Consider the following 19,763-nt stretch of genomic DNA (forward strand, 5'->3'; position numbering starts at 1 on the left):
TTGGGGACCATTAGATGAAAAAGGTAAGTTGTTATCAAAGATCGTCAGAATCCACGCATAAAAATATTCCCGTCCCACAAGGATTTAAAGAATCAGCATCACGCAACATGCTGATCGTTGTCATTGACGGGAGCAAAAATGAAATGGAAATTTATTCATGGGAATTATTATCGGAATAAGTATCATTCTTTGTTTATCAGGCTGGCTGTTTTTTTCAAAATTCATCATTTCAATTGATACAAGAACGCCATTTGCAGAGTTGAAATGGATCAGCATTGGCAATGTAAGGATGTTTCACCGGGATAATGAATGGTACATCATATTCCGGATTTTTTTCTTTAAAAAAGAGGTGTGCCTATCTAAACGGAAGGCAACAAAACAACGGAAAAAAAAGAAAGAAAAGAAGAGAAAAAAAACAAAGACCCCCATGAAGATGGCAATGTCCATAATACGGGTTATTAAAAGCTTTAACGTTCAACAATGGCAAGTGAGCCTGGATACCGGCGATTATGCCATCAATGGATGGCTGCATACTGTATACTGTCTGCCCGCCTTTCGCAAGCATGTATTCATCAATTTTAACGATGAGAATCACCTGTACCTGCAGGCAGAAAATACACTAATCCGGGTGCTGTTTGCATGGCGTGGTATTTCATTTTCATTTTTCAATAATTAAATTTTGTTTTATGCCTTTAAATCTTGAAGAAACCATTAGCAAGCTTACTGATTTCCTTAAATCGGAAGCAAATACCGAAACAGTAATCGGTAAATCATTTCAATTGGGAGAATTCACCTGTTTACCCATTATTAAATTTGGCATTGGCTTAGGCTATGGAGCCGGAGAAGGCCAGGGTTCTCAAAACGAAAAAGGAAGTGGTTCCGGCACCGGAGGCGGTGCAGGAGCCGGCGTTGGCGTGGAACCTATAGGCTTTCTGGCAACCCGTGGCGATCAGATTTCATTTATTCCCACAAGCAACAAAAAAGGCCTTAGCGCCGTATTTGAAAAACTGCCAGACCTTTTTGAAAAAATGGGAGAACGGAAAAAGGAAAAAGAATCAGTGAAAGCGTAAAGCTTCCAAAAACAGCAGCCTGAAGGTTGCTGTTTTTGGTTTTATACCAATTTCATGAAATTGGTATGGCATTCATATTAATCCCGGATATCAGGCCAGGGACAATACAAAAAAGTTGTTAAAGAGCTAAGCTACGTGATAACCCCGATGATATATGCGGGACAAGTTATAAAAGCAAATCACAACTAGAATTCCCCATCTATCCTCTGCCAAAAAATTGTAATTTTAAACAGCAAAAATTCATTGCTTGTACAACTATTACGAAAGGGTAAGATCCCGCCCGGAAATTTATAACCAACTTGCCTGCCGGGAACTCCTGTTTGTTCATTATAAATGCCCGATGGAGGTGAACAGGCAGGATAGCTGGTCGCAGCATAATTATATCCAGTATATACTAAGCGGTAAAAAAGCCTATCACACCCCGGGCCGCTCCTGGCTGATGAAGGAAGGAGATGCTTTTTTTGTAAAGAAAGGCGCCTGGATCATCGAAAAGTTTTTTGAAGACCCCCTCTGTATCATGACCTTTTTTATTCCCGATTCCTACCTTCAGTCTTTTATGCGGGAAAATAATTTATCGAGACAGGCTGGCCAGGCAGAGCCCCCAAAAAATGAATTGCTGATACCGCTGCGGGTGAACAGCATCATGACCGCTTATTTCGATTCACTCATTCCTTATTTTTATTCGGAAACAAAACCATCGGAAGATCTGCTGGAACTGAAATTCCGTGAACTGCTGCTGAACATTCTTGACAATCCTGAAAACGGTGAGCTGAAAAACTACCTCCTGCAACTTCTTTCACCGCAGCATGAATGCTTTCAGCAGGTGATGGAGGCCAACTGTATTTACAATCTTTCGCTTCCCGATTATGCCAAACTGGTCAACCTTAGTTTATCCTCTTTTAAACGGCATTTTATTGCCGTGTATAAAACCACACCGGGTCACTGGCTGCAGGAGCAAAAACTGAATCATGCATACCACCTTCTTGTGAGCAGCGATAAACCAATAACGGATATTTCTTTCGAAAGTGGGTTTGAAAACAGTACTCACTTCAGTCATCTCTTTAAAAAACGGTTTGGCCTTTCCCCATTAAAATACCGTAAGGAAAACATTGTCTCCCCGGTTTCCTGAAATTGAATTTTTCTGACAGCAAATTGAACCTTATAAACAGGCCTTAAGAAAAGGGCGGGTTTAATTTTATTACAGATTTTCGAAAATCAGTTATAAAATGACAGGATTATAAACTTAGACGCAAAGACCTATAAATTCTGAATACTCTATTTACTTTTTGTCTTGACACAAATCCTTCGGCTACGCTCAGGAGTAACAAAAAAGTCAAGGCTCCGGAAAAAATGCTAAAAATTTCCCTGCCAGGCTAAAATGAAATAGCTCAAGCTGCAGTACAAAGCCGGGCATGAATGCGACTTATGAGCTAAGAATATAGCCATTCGATAGAATATTATTTCATTTTAACGCCTTCCAGGCAAATTTTCTTAACGCATTTTTTCCGAGGCCGTTCCCAAAACCGGCATGCAGCTTAAATTAATTATTCTATAAAATGATTTGACTATTAAAAAAACCTGTTTATGAAAAAGCAAAATATTTATTCGGTTTCATTATTCATTGCCCTGGTTTTTATTTTTTCAGTACAGATGCAAACCGGGAGCAAAGGAAAAAATAACAAAATGCACGCACCGGCATCCGTCATCAATGGAAGCCACTCGGTTCAGGCTAATACTTATTTCTCTGAAGTTGCTTTTAAGTGGATAGATATGCAACTGGAACTGATGCGTACCAGTTCGCCTTTTATCGGCGGATTGCCGCCTTCAAGGATTTTTGCTTACACCGGCATAGCTTTGTATGAAGCGGTGGTACCCGGAATGCCTGCTTACCAAACATTGTCCGGACAATTAACCGATATGCCGGGGATGCCTGAAACTGTTCCGGGTTTTGCCTATCACTGGCCTGCCTGTGCCAATGCAGCATTAGCTGCGATGAACCGCAGTTTTTTTCCCAACGCTTCTGATGCCAATAAAGCAGCCATGAATGCACTGGAAAATGAGTTGAATGCAGTGTATAAGACTGAAGCAGGCGGGGAGGTGTTTCAGCGTTCTGTACAATTTGGTAAAGCGGTGGCACAATTAATTTTTGATTGGTCCAAAACTGACGGAGCTGCAAATGCTAATGCGCCGTTTACTCCACCTGTTGGTCCCGGTCTTTGGGCGCCAACGCCTCCCGCTTTTGCACCGGCTTTCGGACCGTATTGGGGAAACAACCGGTTATTCGTTGCAGGCAGTTTGGATGGTACTGTCCCAAATGCTCCGCCAGCATATTCCACAGATTCTGCTTCTGATTACTACCAGATGGTAAAAGAAGTATATGATATTTCACAAACTTTAACGGCTGATCAAACCGCATTGGCCTTGTTCTATCGTGACAAGCCCGGCTATGGCGACGGGCATTACCTGTCGATATTAAAACAGGTACTGCAACAGGAGAAACCGAAACTTGATTTTACGGCAATGGTTCTTGCAAAAACAGGCATTGCCTGTGTGGATGCAGGCATTGGTTGCTGGAAAACAAAATTCCAACACAACCAGCAACGTCCCATAAAGTATATACAAGAAGTATTGGGTCATCCCGAATGGAATACTTTGTTCGACACGCCGCCTTTCCCTGATTTTCCTTCCGGCCATTCCACTATTGCAGGATCGTTTGCAGAAATACTCAAAGGTTTTTTTGGAAACAATTATCATTTTACCGATCACACTTATGATTATCTCGGCATGGCGCCTCGTTCATACAATTCTTTTGATGAGTTGGCAAAGGAGATCGGCGATTCCCGGGTGTATGCCGGCATTCATTACCGTTATTCCTGTGAAAAGGGATGTGAACAGGGCAGGAAGATCGGTCAGAACATTGAAAACAGGCTGAAGTTTTTGAAGGAGTAATTCATACCGACGAGACATTAAAATTATATCATTATCCCTTCACCAATGTCTGTCGGCATTATACCAATGGCTATGACATTAAATTAATATCCAAATGCTATCACGTGTTAATGAGGATTATAAGTTTCTTTACAGACAGAAGTCATTTTTCTGCCTGTAATTTTTTTGAATGAAATGCAAGAATTAATTGGTATTAAAGATCGTCAGAACAGAAATTGAAAGCAAATCATCCCGATGATGCCAGTGAGTGTATTCCAATTTACCGCTATTCGAAGTAGAAAATATAACCACTGAGAATACCAAAGAAGGCGTCGAGTGCACAGAGAAAAACCTTCGTGCCGCTGTGTAAAACTCTGTGGCTAATCAATGCCTGATTATTACCCGGCTGTTTTCCTTTACTGACCGGTAAATAGCTTCTACAATGGCGATGTCCTTTAATCCTTCTTCACCCGGCACCAACACTGGCTTATTTTGAATGATAGCTAACGCATCATCATCCATTTGCTTTGCCTGTTGATTTAACGGCGAAGCTACCAGCTGTATTCCGTCACTGGTAGTTCCACTGACACCGCTATACGCCTGGAACGGTTCTAACTTGTACCCTCCATTTTTACATTTTACTGAAAGCGTATTCATATTCTTTCCAAAACTTGTTTCGCAACTGGCTATGGCGCCGCCGGGAAATTCAAGCGTAAACTGCATGGTCTCGTCAACTTCCGTATAGATTTGAGGTCTTGTAGTACTTTGTTTGGCAGTGACAGCAATAGGCTCTTCGCCGGTTACATAGCGTGCTGCATTCAACGGGTACACTCCCATGTCGTACATGGATCCCCCGCCCATTGCTTTTTTTTGCTTCCAGTGATCCGTGCGGGAATCAAAATATCCGGCGGCAACCGAAACATTGGTGATATCGCCATATACTTTGTCTTTTCTAAACTGGATAATTTTCTGCGTGTTTGCTTCATGCTGCATGCGATATCCTATGCTCAGTTTTACCTTATTCTTGCTGCAGGCATTGATCATCTGCCTGCACTCGGCTGCCGTAACTGCCATTGGTTTTTCGCACCATACATGCTTACCGGCATTGGCAGCTTTGACCACATATTCTGCATGCATTGACGGTGGCAATACAATATACACTACATCTATATCCGGATTATTGGCGATGGTTTCAAAGTTTTGGTAGTTATAAGTATTCTTAACCGGAATATTATATCGCTGCTGCCAACGCCTGGCCTTATCGGGTGTGCCGGTTACAATGCCTGTTAATGAACAATACTTTGTCTGCTGAAGCGCCGGCGCCAGCAAATCGGTGCTGTAGTAACCAAGACCGACCAATGCTACGCCCAGTTTCTCTTTTTTTGCGGGAAGAAAAACAGACGGGAATAAATTTTCAGACAAGCCGAGGGCAGCCACTGCTCCGAATGAATTTTTTATGAATATCCTGCGTGTGTTCATGATTGATTATTTAAAAGACAAACAATAATTTCTTGTTATGATCAATCTATCTTCTCATACAGGCCAAGCCGGCTCTTTAGGTTTTGCATTTCCTGCTGCATCTCTTTTATTTGATTCAATAAATGAGAAATGGTTTCCAATCCCTCGAGGTTAATATCCATATCATAATGCCACCGAACCAGCTTCTCCAAATCGGGCAGCTGGTCCTGGCTAATAAACACTGTATTTTCTATGGTAGTCACTTGCAGCAACCCCGAATTGTATAGTGAATGCAAAAAAGATACTTCTATATTGTGCGAGGCGCAAAAAAGATCGGCAGCTATCATTTCTTCGTTGTCCATACGATCAATTTTTTGAAGATAATTTTGCTAATTCAGCAAACAATTCTTTTTCCCTGTCAGTAAGATGAACAGGTATGGCGACGTGAAAGGTTACATACAGGTCGCCAAATTGCTCCGCTGATTTATACACCGGGAAGCCTTTTCCTTTCAGCCTTACTTTGAATCCATTTTGCGTGCCCGGCGCTACCTTTAATTTTACTTTACCATTCAATGTGTCGACTACAGTTTCACCCCCCAAAACGGCGGTGTACAGATTAATATTCGCAGTCGTGTAGATATCATTTCCTGCACGTTTGAACTTCGGATCCTCCGCAATGCTAAATGTAATATAGAGGTCACCAGCGGGCCCGCCATTCGCACCTGCGCCTCCATATCCTTTCAGTTTAATGACCTGGCCATCTTCAACGCCGGCGGGAATAGTGATGCGGATATTCTTACCGTTTACCGTTACTATTTTTTGATGCGTTGCAGATGCTTCCCTCAAATCAAGATGCAAAACTGCCTGGTGATCCTGCCCCCTGAATTTTGTTTGTCGCCCGGCGCCCCTCGCCGACCGTCCAAACAATGACTCAAAGAAATCAGAGAAACCTTCTTCATTAAAATCACCTGAAAACGACTCTCCACCGGTATTCCACGATCGTTGCTGAGACCGGCGTGCCTGTTCAAACTGTTCTGCATGTTGCCAGTCTTTTCCATACTGATCATATTTCTTTCTTTTCTCCGGATCACCCAATACTTCATTCGCCTCATTGATCTGCTGAAATTTTTTATGGGCTTCTTTGTCATTTGGATTCAGATCAGGATGCATTTTCCGGGCCAGTTTGCGGTAAGCTTTTTTTATTTCATCCTGTGTCGCATTCCTGGGAACGTCCAATATTTTATAATAATCTACAAACTCCATAATAAAGTTTTACCCCGGTTTGAGAAATCACTACCTGTTAAGTTAATTATTATTTTATTAGCAACCCCGTTGAAAAACAAAAATGGACAGGCGGTGCCTGTCCATTCATTTATACGATCCTGATTTATCAGGGTAATTCCTTAATTGCTATTTTTTTCCACCTGACTTTAATTCCGCCGCCGTCATGAATTTGCAATGCAATAAACCCTTCTCCTTTTCCAATCTTTTCGTCTTTTAAATAAATCATTTGATGACCATTGAGCCAGGTAGTGATCTCATCGTTCACCACCCGTATTTTTAAATCATTCCATTTATTCGTTTTTAAATATTGTTCATCCTCCGGTTTTGGTTGTATCAGCCAGCCTCTGCCGTATGATTCATAAATGCCGCCGGTATGATGATCTTTCGGTGCTACTTCTACCTGCCATCCATTAATCTTTACGCCTTCAATAGAAGAACGAATAAAAACACCGCTATTTCCATTGGCTTCCTGTTTGAAACGTAATGTCAGTTCAAAATTTTTATAAGAGCTGTTTGTAGATAAGTATCCATAAGCTTTATCTGGTCCGCTTTCGCAAACAAGATCACCTTTTTCAACATACCATTTTTCTGTGCCATGGATGGTCCAGCCGGTAAGGTCTTTTCCGTTAAATAATTTTTGTTGGGCGGAAACAATGCCTGTTACTAAAATAAAAATGAAGCAGAGGATAAAATTTCTCACGTTGAATATTTTGTGATTAAGTTAGTCAAAAATCAACTACCATTTAACTTTGAAAATGCTGAGATAAATTTTAATCAATAAAAGAGCCAATAGCATCAGTTGTCTATTGGTTCTTGAAAAAAATCGGGGCTTATTTGTATTGTCCTGGTAATGCGTTGAAATCCTTTTATATCCTATTCCGACCTCACCCCAACCCCTCTCCTTCGGAGAGGGGCCAGAGCCCTTAACCAGGAAGAGTTTTAAAGAGTTGATGGAATTTTAGTCGAACAACAATATTCTTATTATTCTACCACTTCGCCTTCGAGATCGTAATCGTAGGCTTTCGTAATTTTCACATTCACAAATTCGCCAATGGGCAATTTTTTATTGGAGTGAATCACCACTTCATTGTCTACTTCTACACTATCAAATTCGGTTCGCCCCAGGTAACGGCCGGCTTCTTTTTTATCAATAATTGTCTTAAAAATTTTACCGACTTTCTGCTGGTTCAGTTCATACGATATTTCCTGTTGCGTCTCCATAATATCCTGCGCTCTTCTTTCTTTTTCGTCCTGTGGCACATCATCAACAAGATCATGAGCAGAGGTACCCTCTTCATGCGAATAGGTGAAGATACCGACACGATCAAACCGTTGACGTTCCAAAAATCCTTTTAGTTCTTCTACATCATCCAGCGTTTCACCGGGAAAGCCTGTGATCAATGTTGTACGCAAACAAATACCCGGCACTTTCTCCCGAATGGCTGCTGTGAGCTCTTCCATTTCTTCCCTCGTTATCTGCCGCTTCATAGCTTTGAGCATATTGTTGGCCGCATGTTGCAAAGGCATATCCAGGTAGTTACAGATATTATCCCTTTCCTTCATAGCATCCAAAATCTCCATCGGAAATTTGGAAGGATAAGCATAATGCAACCTGATCCACTCCAGGCCTTTTACATCGGATAAACGACGCAGCAAATCAGGCAACATTCTCTTTTTATAAATATCAAGACCGTAATAGGTAAGTTCCTGGGCAATCAGCATTACTTCTTTCACACCCTTCTTTACCAATCCCTCTGCTTCTTTTACTAATTCATCAATAGGCTTGCTTATATGTTGCCCACGCATCAGGGGAATAGCACAGAAAGAACAAGTACGGTTACAGCCTTCTGAAATTTTCATGTAGGCATAATGCTGCGGCGTTGCCAGCAACCTTTCTCCCACCAGTTCTGTTTTATAATCTGCCTCAAATTGTTTTAGAATCAACGGCAATTCCATGGTTCCGAAATAGGCGTCTACTTCAGGTATCTCAGTTTCCAGGTTGTTTTTATAGCGTTCACTTAAGCAGCCGGTCACATAGACTTTGTCCAGCTTACCGCGACGTTTCAATTCCACCTGGTCAAGAATGGTATTAATGCTCTCTTCCTTCGCCTTATCAATAAAGCCACAGGTGTTTACGACAACAATATTGTGATCGAGTTTTTTATTCTCATGCACTACGTTGATATCATTGGCCTTCAACTGGCCACTCAGCACTTCGCTATCCACCATGTTCTTGCTGCAACCGAGGGTGATGATATTGACTTTGTCTTTTTTTAATGTCTTCGTCTTCATTACGCCTCTTTTCTTTCGAGATTAAATAAACTATCTACAAATTCATGTTTATCGAACACCAACAGATCTTCCATTTTCTCACCTACCCCAATGAACTTCACCGGTATTTTAAACTGATTGGCAATCGCCAGTACCACCCCGCCTTTTGCGGTACCATCGAGTTTGGTGATGGCCAATGCGGTAACATCCGTTGTTGCAGTAAAATGTTTTGCCTGCTCTACTGCATTTTGTCCGGTACTTCCGTCCAATACTAAAAGAACTTCGTGTGGAGCATCAGGTATCGTTTTTTGAATCACTCTTTTGATCTTGTTCAATTCATCCATTAAATGGGCTTTATTGTGCAGGCGACCAGCGGTATCAATTAATACCACATCACTTTTTTTTGCTAACGCACTTTGCACCGTATCAAAAGCCACGGCTGCCGGATCGCTGCCCATATCCTGTTTTACAATCGGCACTCCTGCTCTTTCACTCCAAATGGTCAATTGATCTACCGCTGCGGCACGAAAGGTATCAGCGGCACCCATCAACACAGCCTTGCCTGCTTTTTTAAAATTATAGGCCAGCTTTCCTATTGTTGTGGTCTTACCCACACCGTTCACACCGACCACCAGTATGATATAGGGTTTTGTCGGCAACTCCGAATCAAAGGCATAGCTATTTGAATGCGGTGCATCGACCAGCAGTGCCTCAATCTCCTCCTGCAGCATCTTGTTCAGTTCGCCGGAGCTCATATATTTATCTTTCGAAACCCGCTTCTCTATCCGGTCAATGATCTTTACTGTCGTATCAATACCTACATCGGCACCCACCAACGCCTCTTCCAGGTCATCCAGCACTTCTTCATCTACGGTGCTTTTACCGGCAATGGCCTTAGTTATTTTTGAAAAAAAGCCTTCCTTGGTTTTTTGCAAACCCTGGTCAAGACTTTCTTTTTCCTTTTTGCCAAATAGTTTATTAAAGAATCCCATAGTTATAAGTCATTAAGTCATGTGAGTCATAAAAGTCAATTGAAAATAAGACCGGGACCAAAATATATATTTAGTCTTACGACTATTTTGGTCATTTTGTTAAACAACAAAAGCCATTCGTCGGGGACGAATAGCTTTCAAGTATGTGTCAAAGGCACAAATTATTTCTGAGCTAAAAAGTCTTTTACTTTATCCTTGTGCACAATTTGCTCTTTGAAAGAGTATGCACCGGATTTAGGACTGCGAACAGCTTTGACAACTTTTGTCCAGTTTTTTGCCTCCGCAGATGCCTTAACGTCTTTTACTTTAGCGTTTTTTGAAGTTGCTTTTGCCATGTTATGCTAATTTAAACGTTTTCAATTTGATTTACTTAATCTCTTTGTGAACAGTCACTTTTTTCAGGATGGGGTTGTACTTTTTCAACTCCAGTCTCTCTGGATTGTTCTTTTTGTTTTTTACCGTGATATAACGGCTGGTACCAGGCTGACCACTGTTTTTGTGCTCAGTGCATTCCATAATAACCTGTACACGGTTTCCTTTCTTTGCCATTTTTATTCGCTTTTTTCCCTTTCGTCAAGCTGCTTCAGGGTGGTGTGTTAGATTTTTTCTCCTTTTGCTCTCATTTCCTTTACTACGCTGTAAAGACCATTCTTATTGATAGTACGGATAGCATCCGTAGACAATTTCAGGGTGATCCATTTGTCTTCCTCCACAAGGTAAAACCTTTTTTTCTGCAAATTGGGCAGAAAACGGCGTTTGCTTTTGATATTAGAGTGAGAAACTTTGTGTCCCCCGATTGGTGTTTTACCTGTAACCTGACATACTCTTGCCATGACTATCGAAATTTAGGACGGCAAAGGTAGGGATATCAGGCTAGAAATTAGAAGCTCATGAAAAGTTTTTTTCGAAATTCTTTACAAAAGCCGGAAACGTCCCATTTACCACTCTGATCCGCAAAATTAAGGTTTTGATTGTCCATCCCTTAGCCGAACAGTTGTTAATCTTATTTCGCCGCCTCACTGGCCATTTTTGCCTAATTGCCTGCTTTCAAGTAGTTTCGCCACTCATTTGTATTCAACAGCCCGGTGATTCTTTGCCGGGATAACTTATAAAAAAACAATCAAATTAAGCTATGGCATACGATGTAGTGGTGATCGGTAGCGGGCCCGGCGGTTATGTGGCTGCTATCCGTGCATCTCAATTAGGTCTGAAAACAGCGATCATTGAAAAAGAAAGCCTCGGAGGTATCTGTCTTAACTGGGGATGTATTCCCACTAAGGCGTTGTTGAAAAGTGCCCAGGTATATGAAGATATTAAGCATGCAAAAGACTTCGGAATCGAAGCCAGCGGAACGGTAAATTTTGAAGCCGTTATTAAGCGCAGCCGCGGTGTGGCTGATAAAATGAGCAAAGGTGTTCAGTTCCTGATGCGTAAGAATAAGATTGATGTGTTGATGGGTTTTGGCAAAGTGGTGGCAAAAGGAAAAGTGGAAGTGACCGCTGCCGACGGCAAAAAACAAACCGTCGAAGCCAGGCATATCATCATTGCAACAGGAGGCAGAAGCCGTGAGCTTCCTTCATTGAAACAGGATGGCAAAAAGATCATAGGCTATCGTGAAGCAATGAACCTGCCGACTCAACCCAAATCCATCATTGTCGTAGGAAGCGGCGCTATCGGTGTTGAGTTTGGCTATTTCTATAATAGCATGGGCACCAAAGTGACCATCGTTGAATTCCTGCCAAGAGTTGTTCCTGTAGAGGATGAAGATATTTCAAAAGAACTGGACAAGAACCTGAAAAAGCAAGGCATCGAGATCATGGTGAGCAGCGAAGTAACGTCTGTGGATACTTCCGGTGCCGGTGTGAAAGCTAAAGTAAAAACCGCCGATGGTGAAAAGATCCTCGAAGCAGATATTTTATTAAGCGCTGTAGGCATTGCCGCGAATATTGAGGGCATAGGTTTGGAAGAGATGGGTATCAAAACAGATAAAGGCCGCATACTGGTTGATAAATATTATCAAACAAATGTACCCGGTGTATATGCGATCGGCGATTGTGTTCCCGGCCAGGCTTTAGCTCACGTAGCCAGCAAAGAAGCGATCATTTGCGTAGAAGCCATTGGGTATGCGGAAAAGAAATTCAATCATCAGCCTGAAGCCCTGGATTATAACAATGTGCCAGGTTGCACGTATTGCTATCCCGAAGTTGCTTCTGTCGGTTATACAGAAAAACAAGCGAAGGACGCCGGCTATGAAGTGAAAGTGGGCAAGTTCCCGCTAAGTGCTTCAGGAAAAGCTTCTGCTGCCGGGCATGGTGAAGGTTTTGTAAAAGTGATCTTTGATGCCAAATACGGCGAGTGGCTCGGCACACATATGATCGGCTATAATGTGACAGAGATCATTATTGAAACCGTTGTAGGCCGCAAATTGGAAACTACGCACCACGAAATACTAAACAGCATTCACCCACACCCCACTATTAGTGAGAGTGTGAAAGATGCGATTGAAGTGGCGCTGGGTGAAGCGATACACCTTTAGAACCACGATTTGATAGGATTGAAAGGATTATGAAGGATTATGAGGAAACTTGTAATCCTTTTTTTGCGCCTCCTCCCGACCTCCCCCCAAAGAGGAGGCCATCTATACACAGCCCTTGCCTAAAAAAGAGCCTGCTATACTATCAGACAGTCTGCAATTGTTGGATAAACTTTCTAAATTGGTTAAAGAGGCACATTTGTTTTTCCCAAAAATCATTCAAAATCCTACAATCGTGGTTCTAGCTATTCCTTCCTCCGAGCATAGGCACAAAGGAAAAATTGTCAAAGACTTCTTCCTTTAATGCGCCACTATCCAGTTTGGTGATACGCATCATCCGCTGCACCTCGCCCATGCCCACAGGAATTACCATCATGCCACCAGGCTTTAGCTGGTCAATTAGTTTTTGCGGAATCTCGGGTGCAGCAGCAGTAATGAGCACCCGGTCAAACGGCCCATAAGTAGGCAATCCTTCATAGCCATCACCGTAAAAGAATTTGATCGAATGATATTTCCTCAGGAAATCAAACTTTTTGTTTTCATCAAATAGCTTTTTCTGTCGCTCGATGGTATACACCTGTGCACCCATTTCTGCCAACACCGTAGCCTGGTAAGCACTGCCGGTACCAATTTCTAATACTTTCAGAAAAGGTTTTAATTCCAGCAACTGCGTTTGGTAGGCTACCGTATAAGGTTGTGAAATGGTTTGACCTTCGCCGATAGGAAAAGCCCTGTCTTCGTAGGCCAGTTCATCAAAGGCGGAATCTAAAAAGAAATGACGGGGAATATTATTGATAGCATTGAGCACTTTTTCATCCGTGATACCTTTGTTACGGACAGTATCAACTAATTTCTTGCGCAACCCTTTATGACGGTATGTATCTTCTGTTGGCCTTCTCATAGCAGCCGCAAGATATTTAAAGAAGCGACACTAACTCATGAATCCCTTCGAAAAATCTGTTATTGACCTTTTACTTTTATCGTGTTTCTCACTTCCGTACTGTCCGTTTTTACGATTGTTTCTCCCCTGCAATTAGTAAAGTATACATAATTGCCCCGATCATAAAACCGGTACACTTTACAGCCCTCGTGCTCAAATAAATAATCCACGTTGTATGTCTTATTATTTTGCGATTTCCCTTCACGCAGGGGAATCCGTGTCTGTGTTACGCATCCCGAAGCAAGAAATAATAAAATAACGGGTAGAATTCTGTTCATACTTTTTTTCAGAAAGCTAAGCTGACCTTCATAAAAAAAGAGTGAACGAAACTATAAGATCGCCCACTCTTTTCTATTTTTAAGAATTCACTAAGACAAATTCATTGTAAGGTTACAGCTTCATGTCTGCGATAATTGCCTTTAGTTTATCATCCAGCTGTTTATTCACTTTGTCAAAGTCGGCTGCATTATCCAGTTTTTCCTGTATGCTGAAATAGAATTTGATCTTTGGTTCGGTGCCGCTTGGCCTTGCAGAAATAAGGCTGCCATCCGCTAATACAAACTGCAGCACATTTGATTTGGGCAGGTTGATGGTCCACTCCTCGCCTGTCTGTGGATTTTTGCCCTTGCTTATTTCATAGTCCAGCAACTTAACTACGGCTGATCCATTGATCGTTTTTGGCGGATTGCTCCGATAGCTTTCCATCATGGCAGCTATTTGTTGTTGCCCATCCATTCCCTTTTTAGTAATGGAAATAAGATCTTCTTTGAAAAAACCATATTCAACATACAGGTCAAGTAGTTTTTCAAACAGGCTTCTTCCTTTATTCTTTTCATAGGCTGCCATCTCGCAGAGCAGCGCCACGGCACTTACGGCATCTTTATCCCTGATCTTATCACCGATCATCAGGCCAAAACTTTCTTCACCGCCGATCACATAGTTTTCTTTTCCTTCTTTTTCGCGGATCATTTCAGCGATCCATTTAAATCCTGTCAGTACATTATAGCAGGCCACTTCATTTTTTTCTGCAATGCGGTTGATCATACCCGTAGTGACGATCGTCGTGATCACCATGTCATTTGGCTGAGCAATCCCTTTAGCTCTCCGGGCCTCGATCATATAATTAAAGGCTAACACCGCTGTCTGGTTACCATTCATCAGTACCCACTCGCCATGATTATTTTTAATACCGATACCCACTCTGTCTGCATCCGGATCCGTACCCAGCAAGATGTCTGCATCCATGGCTTTGGCTTTGGCCAGGCCGATACTCATGGTTTCTTTTTCTTCAGGATTAGGGTAACCTACAGTTGGAAAATTTCCATTTGGTTCCATTTGTTCCTCTACAATCGTCACATTGGTAAACCCAAAACGTTTCAGCACATCAGGTACCAGCATAATACCTGTACCATGAATAGGTGTGTACACAATTTTCAAATCATGTTGTTTGGCGATCACATCCGGGTAGACGCTTAAGCCTTTTACCATTTCCATATAGGCATTATCCACCTCTTTGCCAATAATGGTAATGTTGGCATCCCCGCCACCTGCCTGTCCGGTAGGCAGGCTCCACTTCACATCATCTACCGAAGCAATTTTTTCTACTTCCTTGATCACATTTTTATCATGCGGTGGTACCAGTTGCCCGCCATCATTCCAATAAGCTTTATATCCATTGTATTCCTTGGGATTGTGCGAAGCGGTACATACTACACCACCATGACATTTGAAGTAACGGATGGCAAATGATAGTTCCGGCGTTGGCCGCAGTGCTTCAAATAGAAAAACTTTAATACCATTGGCAGCAAAGACATGCGCCGTTGTCTCTGCAAAAAAACGGCTGTTGTTGCGACTGTCATGAGCTATGGCCACACGTACTTCGTCGCCAACTACCATTTGTTTCAGATAGTTAGCGTATCCCTGCGTAGCCATGCCAATAGTGTATTTATTCATACGGTTGGTACCCACACCCATAATGCCACGAAGCCCGCCGGTACCAAACTCCAGGTTGCGATAAAAAGAGTCGGCCAATTCATTCGGGTTCTCCTTTTGCAGCTTTAAAATTTCATCTTTTGTGGCCTGATCAAAATTTCCATTGAGCCAGGTATCCACCTTTTGTTGAATGGCAGCATCCATATAGTTAATTTATGATTTTGGTTTATAGTTTTATTGCGAATGTTATCGGGTTGAAGTTATCAATTTTTAGCATGCAAATCTACTTAAGCCGGGGAAACGTATTTTTGTTTTATGAAGCCAGCACCTGTGCTAAACTCATCGTCTGTTGCGACGCTCCTTTCATCTTCCTGGAAAAAGCTCAGCTTTTTTTTATTGCTCATTTTTCCGGTTATTTTTTTAGCTGCACAGGATACGACTGCTACGTTAACCGGGCCTGTATCAGCGTCACAATTAAACAGCCATGCTTCGGAAAAATTTAACCATAGTCCTAACAAAAAAAGGGTGTTACTGATCACAGGCATCAACGTCGCCGGTTACGGAAGTTCTTTGATCGCATTAAACAGCGCCTGGTATAAAGGTTATGCAAAAACAACTTTTCACACTTTCGATGACAGCAGGGAGTGGTTACAGGTGGACAAAGCCGGACATGCCTGGGGTGCCTATAATGCCAGCCGTGGCACTACAGCCATGTGGGATTGGGCGGGTTTGCCTCATAAAAAAGCAGTATGGATCGGCGGATTAAGCAGCATGGCTTATCTCACCACTATCGAATTCATGGATGCCTACTCCGCCAAATGGGGATGGAGTTGGAGCGATATTGGCGCCAATATCTTTGGTTCCGGCCTGTTTATGGGCCAGGAATTTTTATGGAATGAGCTACGCATCCAATATAAATTTTCTTTTCACCATAAAGACTATGGTGAACAACAACTGGAACAGAGGGCTGACAATCTTTTTGGCAAACCCTGGTATGAAAGAATGTTGAAAGACTATAATGCACAAACCTATTGGCTGAGCTTTAACCTGAAATCATTCTTGAAAGACAGCAATCTGCCGGCCTGGTTAAATGTATCGTTTGGCTATGGCGCCGATGGGATGCTGGGAGGTTTTGAGAATAAATGGACGGATGATGCAGACAACGAAATCAGCCGGACCGACATACCCCGAAAAAGACAGTTTTACCTCGCTCCTGATATTGACTTTACTAAAATTAAGACCAACAGCAGGTTTTTAAAAACAACTTTCGCCGTACTAAATTCCTTCAAGTTTCCCGCACCTGCTTTGATGTTGGACAATAAAGGGAAATTCAAAGCTTATGCTATCTACTTCTAAAAGTCTTTCGTCAGAAAATAAGTTCAACGAATCATAGTTCATTGATCCACTTTCGAAAATGCGGGGCCATTTCCTGGCTGACGATAATTTGATGAGGCAAGTCGGGGAAAACCAGATCAACCTGCAATTTCACTTTTTCATACGCCTTGTAACTTTTTATGAACCCAATATTGATGATATATTGACGGTTCGCCCTGAAGAAAATGGATTCATCCAATTCTTTTTCGAGATCGGCCAGGTGTTGATCAGCAATATATTTTTTCCCGTCTTTGTCGATCACATATACCACTTTATTTTCTGTATAGATAACCACGATATCTTCCATCTTTAGCGGGATATTTTCAATCCCCTTTCGTACTAATAACCTCGACCTGCTCTTTGGCTTGAATAATTGCAGAAACGACTGGTGGTGTTGAGCAAAATGATTTTCCAGTGTTTTATACTTCGCCAATGTTTTATTCAGGTCCCTTTCATCAACCGGTTTTAGCAGGTAGTCAATACCATTGTGCTCAAAAGCATTTAACACAAATTGATCATAGCCCGTTATAAAAACGACCGGACTTTTTATATTGACCTGGTTAAAAATTTCAAAAGATAAACCATCCGGCAATTGAACGTCAGAGAAGATCAGGTCGGGTGAAGGATGGGCAGATAAATAATCAACGCTTTCCTTTACCGTACCAATGGAAGCCACTACTTCGGTATCCGGAGCCGTGTCTAAAAGCAATTTTTTAAACTCTTCGGCTATGATCCGCTCGTCTTCTATGATAACAGCTCTCAACATCTTTTTTTAAATAAACTGCGAAAGGAATTTTTGGTATACCAGGAGTTAAGCTCTGAATAATATACGAGGTCGGAATCTGAAGGCTTATTCAGCGTTGTTTTGTTTTTCTCAGTGATGGTATGAAAAAACGACGTCATAAGCAAGACATGGTTCTTTCCGGACAGACAGGCAGGTTATGGCTGTTGATGCATCAATTCACTAAATAAGCAGGATTTGACAAAGAAGTGACTTGGGTTTACCGCTTATCATCGCGATTGACAATTAAGGCTTGTCCATTTTTTACCTACAGTCGTTTGTGTATTTATTCCAGGTAAGCGCCAACAATATTTTCGTCCTTCACTTCAACAAAAATATGTTCCTGCAGGGTTGTAGCGATCGACAGACCGACGTAGTCCGAATGAACCGGAAAAGAATTATGACTTCTTTCTACCAATACAAGGGCCTGTATCTTTTTGGGATGATAAGTAAGGAATGGCTTTAAAGCATACAATAACGTTTTACCGCTATTAGCCACATCATCTACCAGGATGATGACTTTATTATTAAAATCGGATGTTTCACTTAATTCGATTTCGTTCGGCATGCGTTTGTCAAGCGTAATAGTTAACAGTTTTGTTTTTACGTCCGATATTTCCCCAATCATTTTTTGAATCGTCCGGGCAACAACACTCCCGCTTTCACGAATACCAACTAATATTAGCTCTGGTTCGTCGTGATTATTCTCCATTATTTCCAATGCCATCCGGCGCATCTTTTGTTCAGCTCCTTTTTGATCCAGGATATATTTCTTTTCAACCGTAGTCATACAAACATTTTAAGTCATTTCAAATACAACCCGTAAATTAGCGATTGTATTTATACACCATGCAAATAGCGCAACAAATTTTATTCATTCTCATCAGCGGCCTTGCCATTTGGTTGTTTTCAAAAAAGATTAAAGAGATTAGCCGAAACATCAAACTGGGTCGTGATGAAGATTTGAGTGACCATTCATCACAACGCTGGCAAAACGTGTTGCTACTTGCCTTTGGTCAGAAAAAAATGTTTCGCAATCCTTTGGTGGCGGTACTGCATTTTTTTGTGTACGCCGGTTTTATTATTATTAATATAGAAGTGCTGGAGATTGTGCTCGATGGAATCTTTGGGACGCATCGCCTGTTCGCCGGCATGCTGGGTGGCTTTTATACTTTTTTGATCAATGCATTTGAAGTATTGGCGGTTTTGGTGATCGTGGCCTGTGCCATTTTCCTGGTCCGCAGAAATATCATCAAACTCAGGCGTTTTATCAGTAAAGACCTCGATGGCTGGCCACGCAGTGATGCCAATTATATCCTGATAACGGAGATCGTGTTGATGTCATTATTTCTCACCTTAAATGCGAGTGATACCTTACTGCAGGCAAGAGGTGTTGAACATTATGCCGAGCATCCGACCGGCAATTTTATTTTTTCTCAATTACTTCATCCAGCTTTAAATGGTATTGGCAACGATGGTTTGTTGATGATAGAAAGAGCTTGTTGGTGGTTGCACATTATTGGCATATTTGCATTTCTAAATTACCTGCCTTATTCCAAGCACCTGCATATTATTCTTGCATTTCCGAATGCTTATTATGCAAGACTGCAGCCGATGGGCAAAATGGAAAATATGCCCGCCATACAAAATGAAGTGTTGTATGCTATGCAACCGGAGTTGGCGCCAACAGACGCTTCTTCAGAGCCACCAAAAAAATTTGGTGCCAAAGACATAACCGACCTGAGTTGGAGAAACTTGCTGGATGCTTATAGCTGTACAGAATGCGGAAGATGCTCTGCCGCATGCCCTGCTAATATTACCGGTAAATTATTATCCCCCCGTAAGATTATGATGGATACCCGTGACCGGGCCGAAGAAATTGGTAAGAATATTAATAAAAATGGTGAATTCAGGGAAGATGGTAAGGCCTTGTTGCATGATTATATTTCCGTGGAAGAACTGCGTGCCTGTACCAGTTGCAATGCCTGCGTGCAGGAATGCCCCGTCAGCATCAACCCGCTTGATATTATTCTTCAACTTCGTCGCTACCTGGTGATGGAGGAAAGCAATTCACCCCAGGAATGGGCTGTAATGTTTAGTAATGTTGAAAATAATTTTGCGCCCTGGAAATTCAGTCCCGATGAAAGAGACAAATGGACAGAAGAGGTGTAACTACCGGAATGTTTACTTTTACCGCAAC

The 19,763-nt window shown here is 41.9% G+C and carries 21 protein-coding genes; 7 read left to right on the forward strand and 14 right to left on the reverse strand.

Going from position 1 to position 19,763, the window contains the following annotated elements; translation table 11 throughout:
- The first annotated feature begins 157 nt into the window (after positions 1-157).
- The 4 genes from ACFEL9_RS00505 (at position 158) to ACFEL9_RS00520 (ending at position 4,019) form a co-directional block, all read left to right on the forward strand.
- On the forward strand, positions 158-676 hold the full coding sequence (locus ACFEL9_RS00505) for a hypothetical protein (RefSeq protein WP_385885153.1): 519 nt from the start codon (positions 158-160) through the stop codon (positions 674-676).
- A 10-nt stretch (positions 677-686) separates the two neighbouring features.
- A complete protein-coding gene (locus ACFEL9_RS00510) occupies positions 687-1,070 on the forward strand; it encodes a GerW family sporulation protein (protein ID WP_385885155.1) in 384 nt (127 codons plus the stop codon).
- 247 nt (positions 1,071-1,317) lie between these two features.
- Positions 1,318-2,199, forward strand: a complete 882-nt coding sequence (locus tag ACFEL9_RS00515; protein WP_385885157.1) for a helix-turn-helix domain-containing protein — start codon at positions 1,318-1,320, stop codon at positions 2,197-2,199.
- Between the two features lie 455 nt (positions 2,200-2,654).
- Positions 2,655-4,019 (forward strand): vanadium-dependent haloperoxidase, encoded by a 1,365-nt coding sequence (locus tag ACFEL9_RS00520; RefSeq protein ID WP_385885159.1) that lies wholly within the window; start codon positions 2,655-2,657, stop codon positions 4,017-4,019.
- A 363-nt stretch (positions 4,020-4,382) separates the two neighbouring features.
- Here ACFEL9_RS00520 and ACFEL9_RS00525 read toward each other — a convergent pair whose 3' ends face one another.
- From ACFEL9_RS00525 to rpmB, 9 genes are all read right to left on the reverse strand, one after another.
- Complete coding sequence (locus tag ACFEL9_RS00525; protein ID WP_385885161.1) at positions 4,383-5,477, reverse strand: Gfo/Idh/MocA family protein; 1,095 nt, start codon at positions 5,475-5,477, stop codon at positions 4,383-4,385.
- Between the two features lie 41 nt (positions 5,478-5,518).
- Positions 5,519-5,818, reverse strand: coding sequence for a chaperone modulator CbpM (locus tag ACFEL9_RS00530; protein ID WP_385885162.1), 300 nt, complete (start codon positions 5,816-5,818; stop codon positions 5,519-5,521).
- 4 nt (positions 5,819-5,822) lie between these two features.
- Positions 5,823-6,719, reverse strand: a complete 897-nt coding sequence (locus ACFEL9_RS00535; RefSeq protein ID WP_385885163.1) for a DnaJ C-terminal domain-containing protein — start codon at positions 6,717-6,719, stop codon at positions 5,823-5,825.
- Between the two features lie 127 nt (positions 6,720-6,846).
- Entirely contained in the window at positions 6,847-7,440 is a 594-nt protein-coding gene (locus tag ACFEL9_RS00540) for a 3-keto-disaccharide hydrolase (RefSeq protein ID WP_385885164.1), read from the reverse strand.
- A 281-nt stretch (positions 7,441-7,721) separates the two neighbouring features.
- A complete protein-coding gene (gene rimO, locus ACFEL9_RS00545) occupies positions 7,722-9,032 on the reverse strand; it encodes a 30S ribosomal protein S12 methylthiotransferase RimO (protein WP_385885166.1) in 1,311 nt (436 codons plus the stop codon).
- Positions 9,032-10,003, reverse strand: a complete 972-nt coding sequence (ftsY, locus tag ACFEL9_RS00550) for a signal recognition particle-docking protein FtsY (RefSeq protein WP_385885168.1) — start codon at positions 10,001-10,003, stop codon at positions 9,032-9,034. Before ftsY ends, rimO begins: the two co-directional genes overlap by 1 nt.
- A gap of 161 nt (positions 10,004-10,164) precedes the next feature.
- Entirely contained in the window at positions 10,165-10,338 is a 174-nt protein-coding gene (locus tag ACFEL9_RS00555) for a DUF4295 family protein (RefSeq protein ID WP_385885169.1), read from the reverse strand.
- A gap of 31 nt (positions 10,339-10,369) precedes the next feature.
- Positions 10,370-10,552 carry a 50S ribosomal protein L33 gene (gene rpmG, locus ACFEL9_RS00560; RefSeq protein ID WP_276502678.1) on the reverse strand — a complete coding sequence of 61 codons (183 nt, stop codon included), beginning with the start codon at positions 10,550-10,552 and terminating at the stop codon, positions 10,370-10,372.
- Between the two features lie 47 nt (positions 10,553-10,599).
- Positions 10,600-10,836, reverse strand: coding sequence for a 50S ribosomal protein L28 (gene rpmB, locus ACFEL9_RS00565; RefSeq protein ID WP_276502679.1), 237 nt, complete (start codon positions 10,834-10,836; stop codon positions 10,600-10,602).
- A gap of 299 nt (positions 10,837-11,135) precedes the next feature.
- Here rpmB and lpdA point away from each other — a divergent pair, with 299 nt between their 5' ends.
- Positions 11,136-12,539, forward strand: a complete 1,404-nt coding sequence (lpdA, locus tag ACFEL9_RS00570) for a dihydrolipoyl dehydrogenase (protein ID WP_385885171.1) — start codon at positions 11,136-11,138, stop codon at positions 12,537-12,539.
- Between the two features lie 238 nt (positions 12,540-12,777).
- On the opposite strand, the gene ACFEL9_RS00575 is transcribed toward lpdA, so the two are convergent.
- The 3 genes from ACFEL9_RS00575 to ACFEL9_RS00585 form a co-directional block, all read right to left on the reverse strand.
- Entirely contained in the window at positions 12,778-13,437 is a 660-nt protein-coding gene (locus ACFEL9_RS00575) for a protein-L-isoaspartate(D-aspartate) O-methyltransferase (RefSeq protein WP_385885173.1), read from the reverse strand.
- A 59-nt stretch (positions 13,438-13,496) separates the two neighbouring features.
- Entirely contained in the window at positions 13,497-13,754 is a 258-nt protein-coding gene (locus ACFEL9_RS00580; RefSeq protein WP_385885175.1) for a DUF4884 domain-containing protein, read from the reverse strand.
- Positions 13,755-13,866: 112 nt separating this feature from the next.
- The gene (locus ACFEL9_RS00585; protein ID WP_385885176.1) at positions 13,867-15,612 is read right to left on the reverse strand and encodes a phospho-sugar mutase; all 1,746 of its coding nucleotides are present in this window, start codon (positions 15,610-15,612) and stop codon (positions 13,867-13,869) included.
- 111 nt (positions 15,613-15,723) lie between these two features.
- Here ACFEL9_RS00585 and ACFEL9_RS00590 point away from each other — a divergent pair, with 111 nt between their 5' ends.
- Entirely contained in the window at positions 15,724-16,764 is a 1,041-nt protein-coding gene (locus tag ACFEL9_RS00590) for a DUF2279 domain-containing protein (protein WP_385885177.1), read from the forward strand.
- 31 nt (positions 16,765-16,795) lie between these two features.
- On the opposite strand, the gene ACFEL9_RS00595 is transcribed toward ACFEL9_RS00590, so the two are convergent.
- Both ACFEL9_RS00595 and ACFEL9_RS00600 read right to left on the reverse strand, forming a co-directional pair.
- Positions 16,796-17,548 carry a LytR/AlgR family response regulator transcription factor gene (locus ACFEL9_RS00595; RefSeq protein WP_385885179.1) on the reverse strand — a complete coding sequence of 251 codons (753 nt, stop codon included), beginning with the start codon at positions 17,546-17,548 and terminating at the stop codon, positions 16,796-16,798.
- Positions 17,549-17,849: 301 nt separating this feature from the next.
- Entirely contained in the window at positions 17,850-18,353 is a 504-nt protein-coding gene (locus ACFEL9_RS00600) for a phosphoribosyltransferase family protein (RefSeq protein ID WP_385885181.1), read from the reverse strand.
- A 59-nt stretch (positions 18,354-18,412) separates the two neighbouring features.
- Between ACFEL9_RS00600 and ACFEL9_RS00605 the strand changes: the two genes are divergently transcribed.
- On the forward strand, positions 18,413-19,735 hold the full coding sequence (locus ACFEL9_RS00605; protein WP_385885183.1) for a 4Fe-4S dicluster domain-containing protein: 1,323 nt from the start codon (positions 18,413-18,415) through the stop codon (positions 19,733-19,735).
- Positions 19,736-19,763 lie beyond the last annotated feature (28 nt).

Origin of the sequence: Terrimonas alba, from assembly GCF_042434975.1 — a bacterium.
Classification (GTDB): Bacteria; Bacteroidota; Bacteroidia; order Chitinophagales; family Chitinophagaceae; genus Terrimonas_B; species Terrimonas_B alba.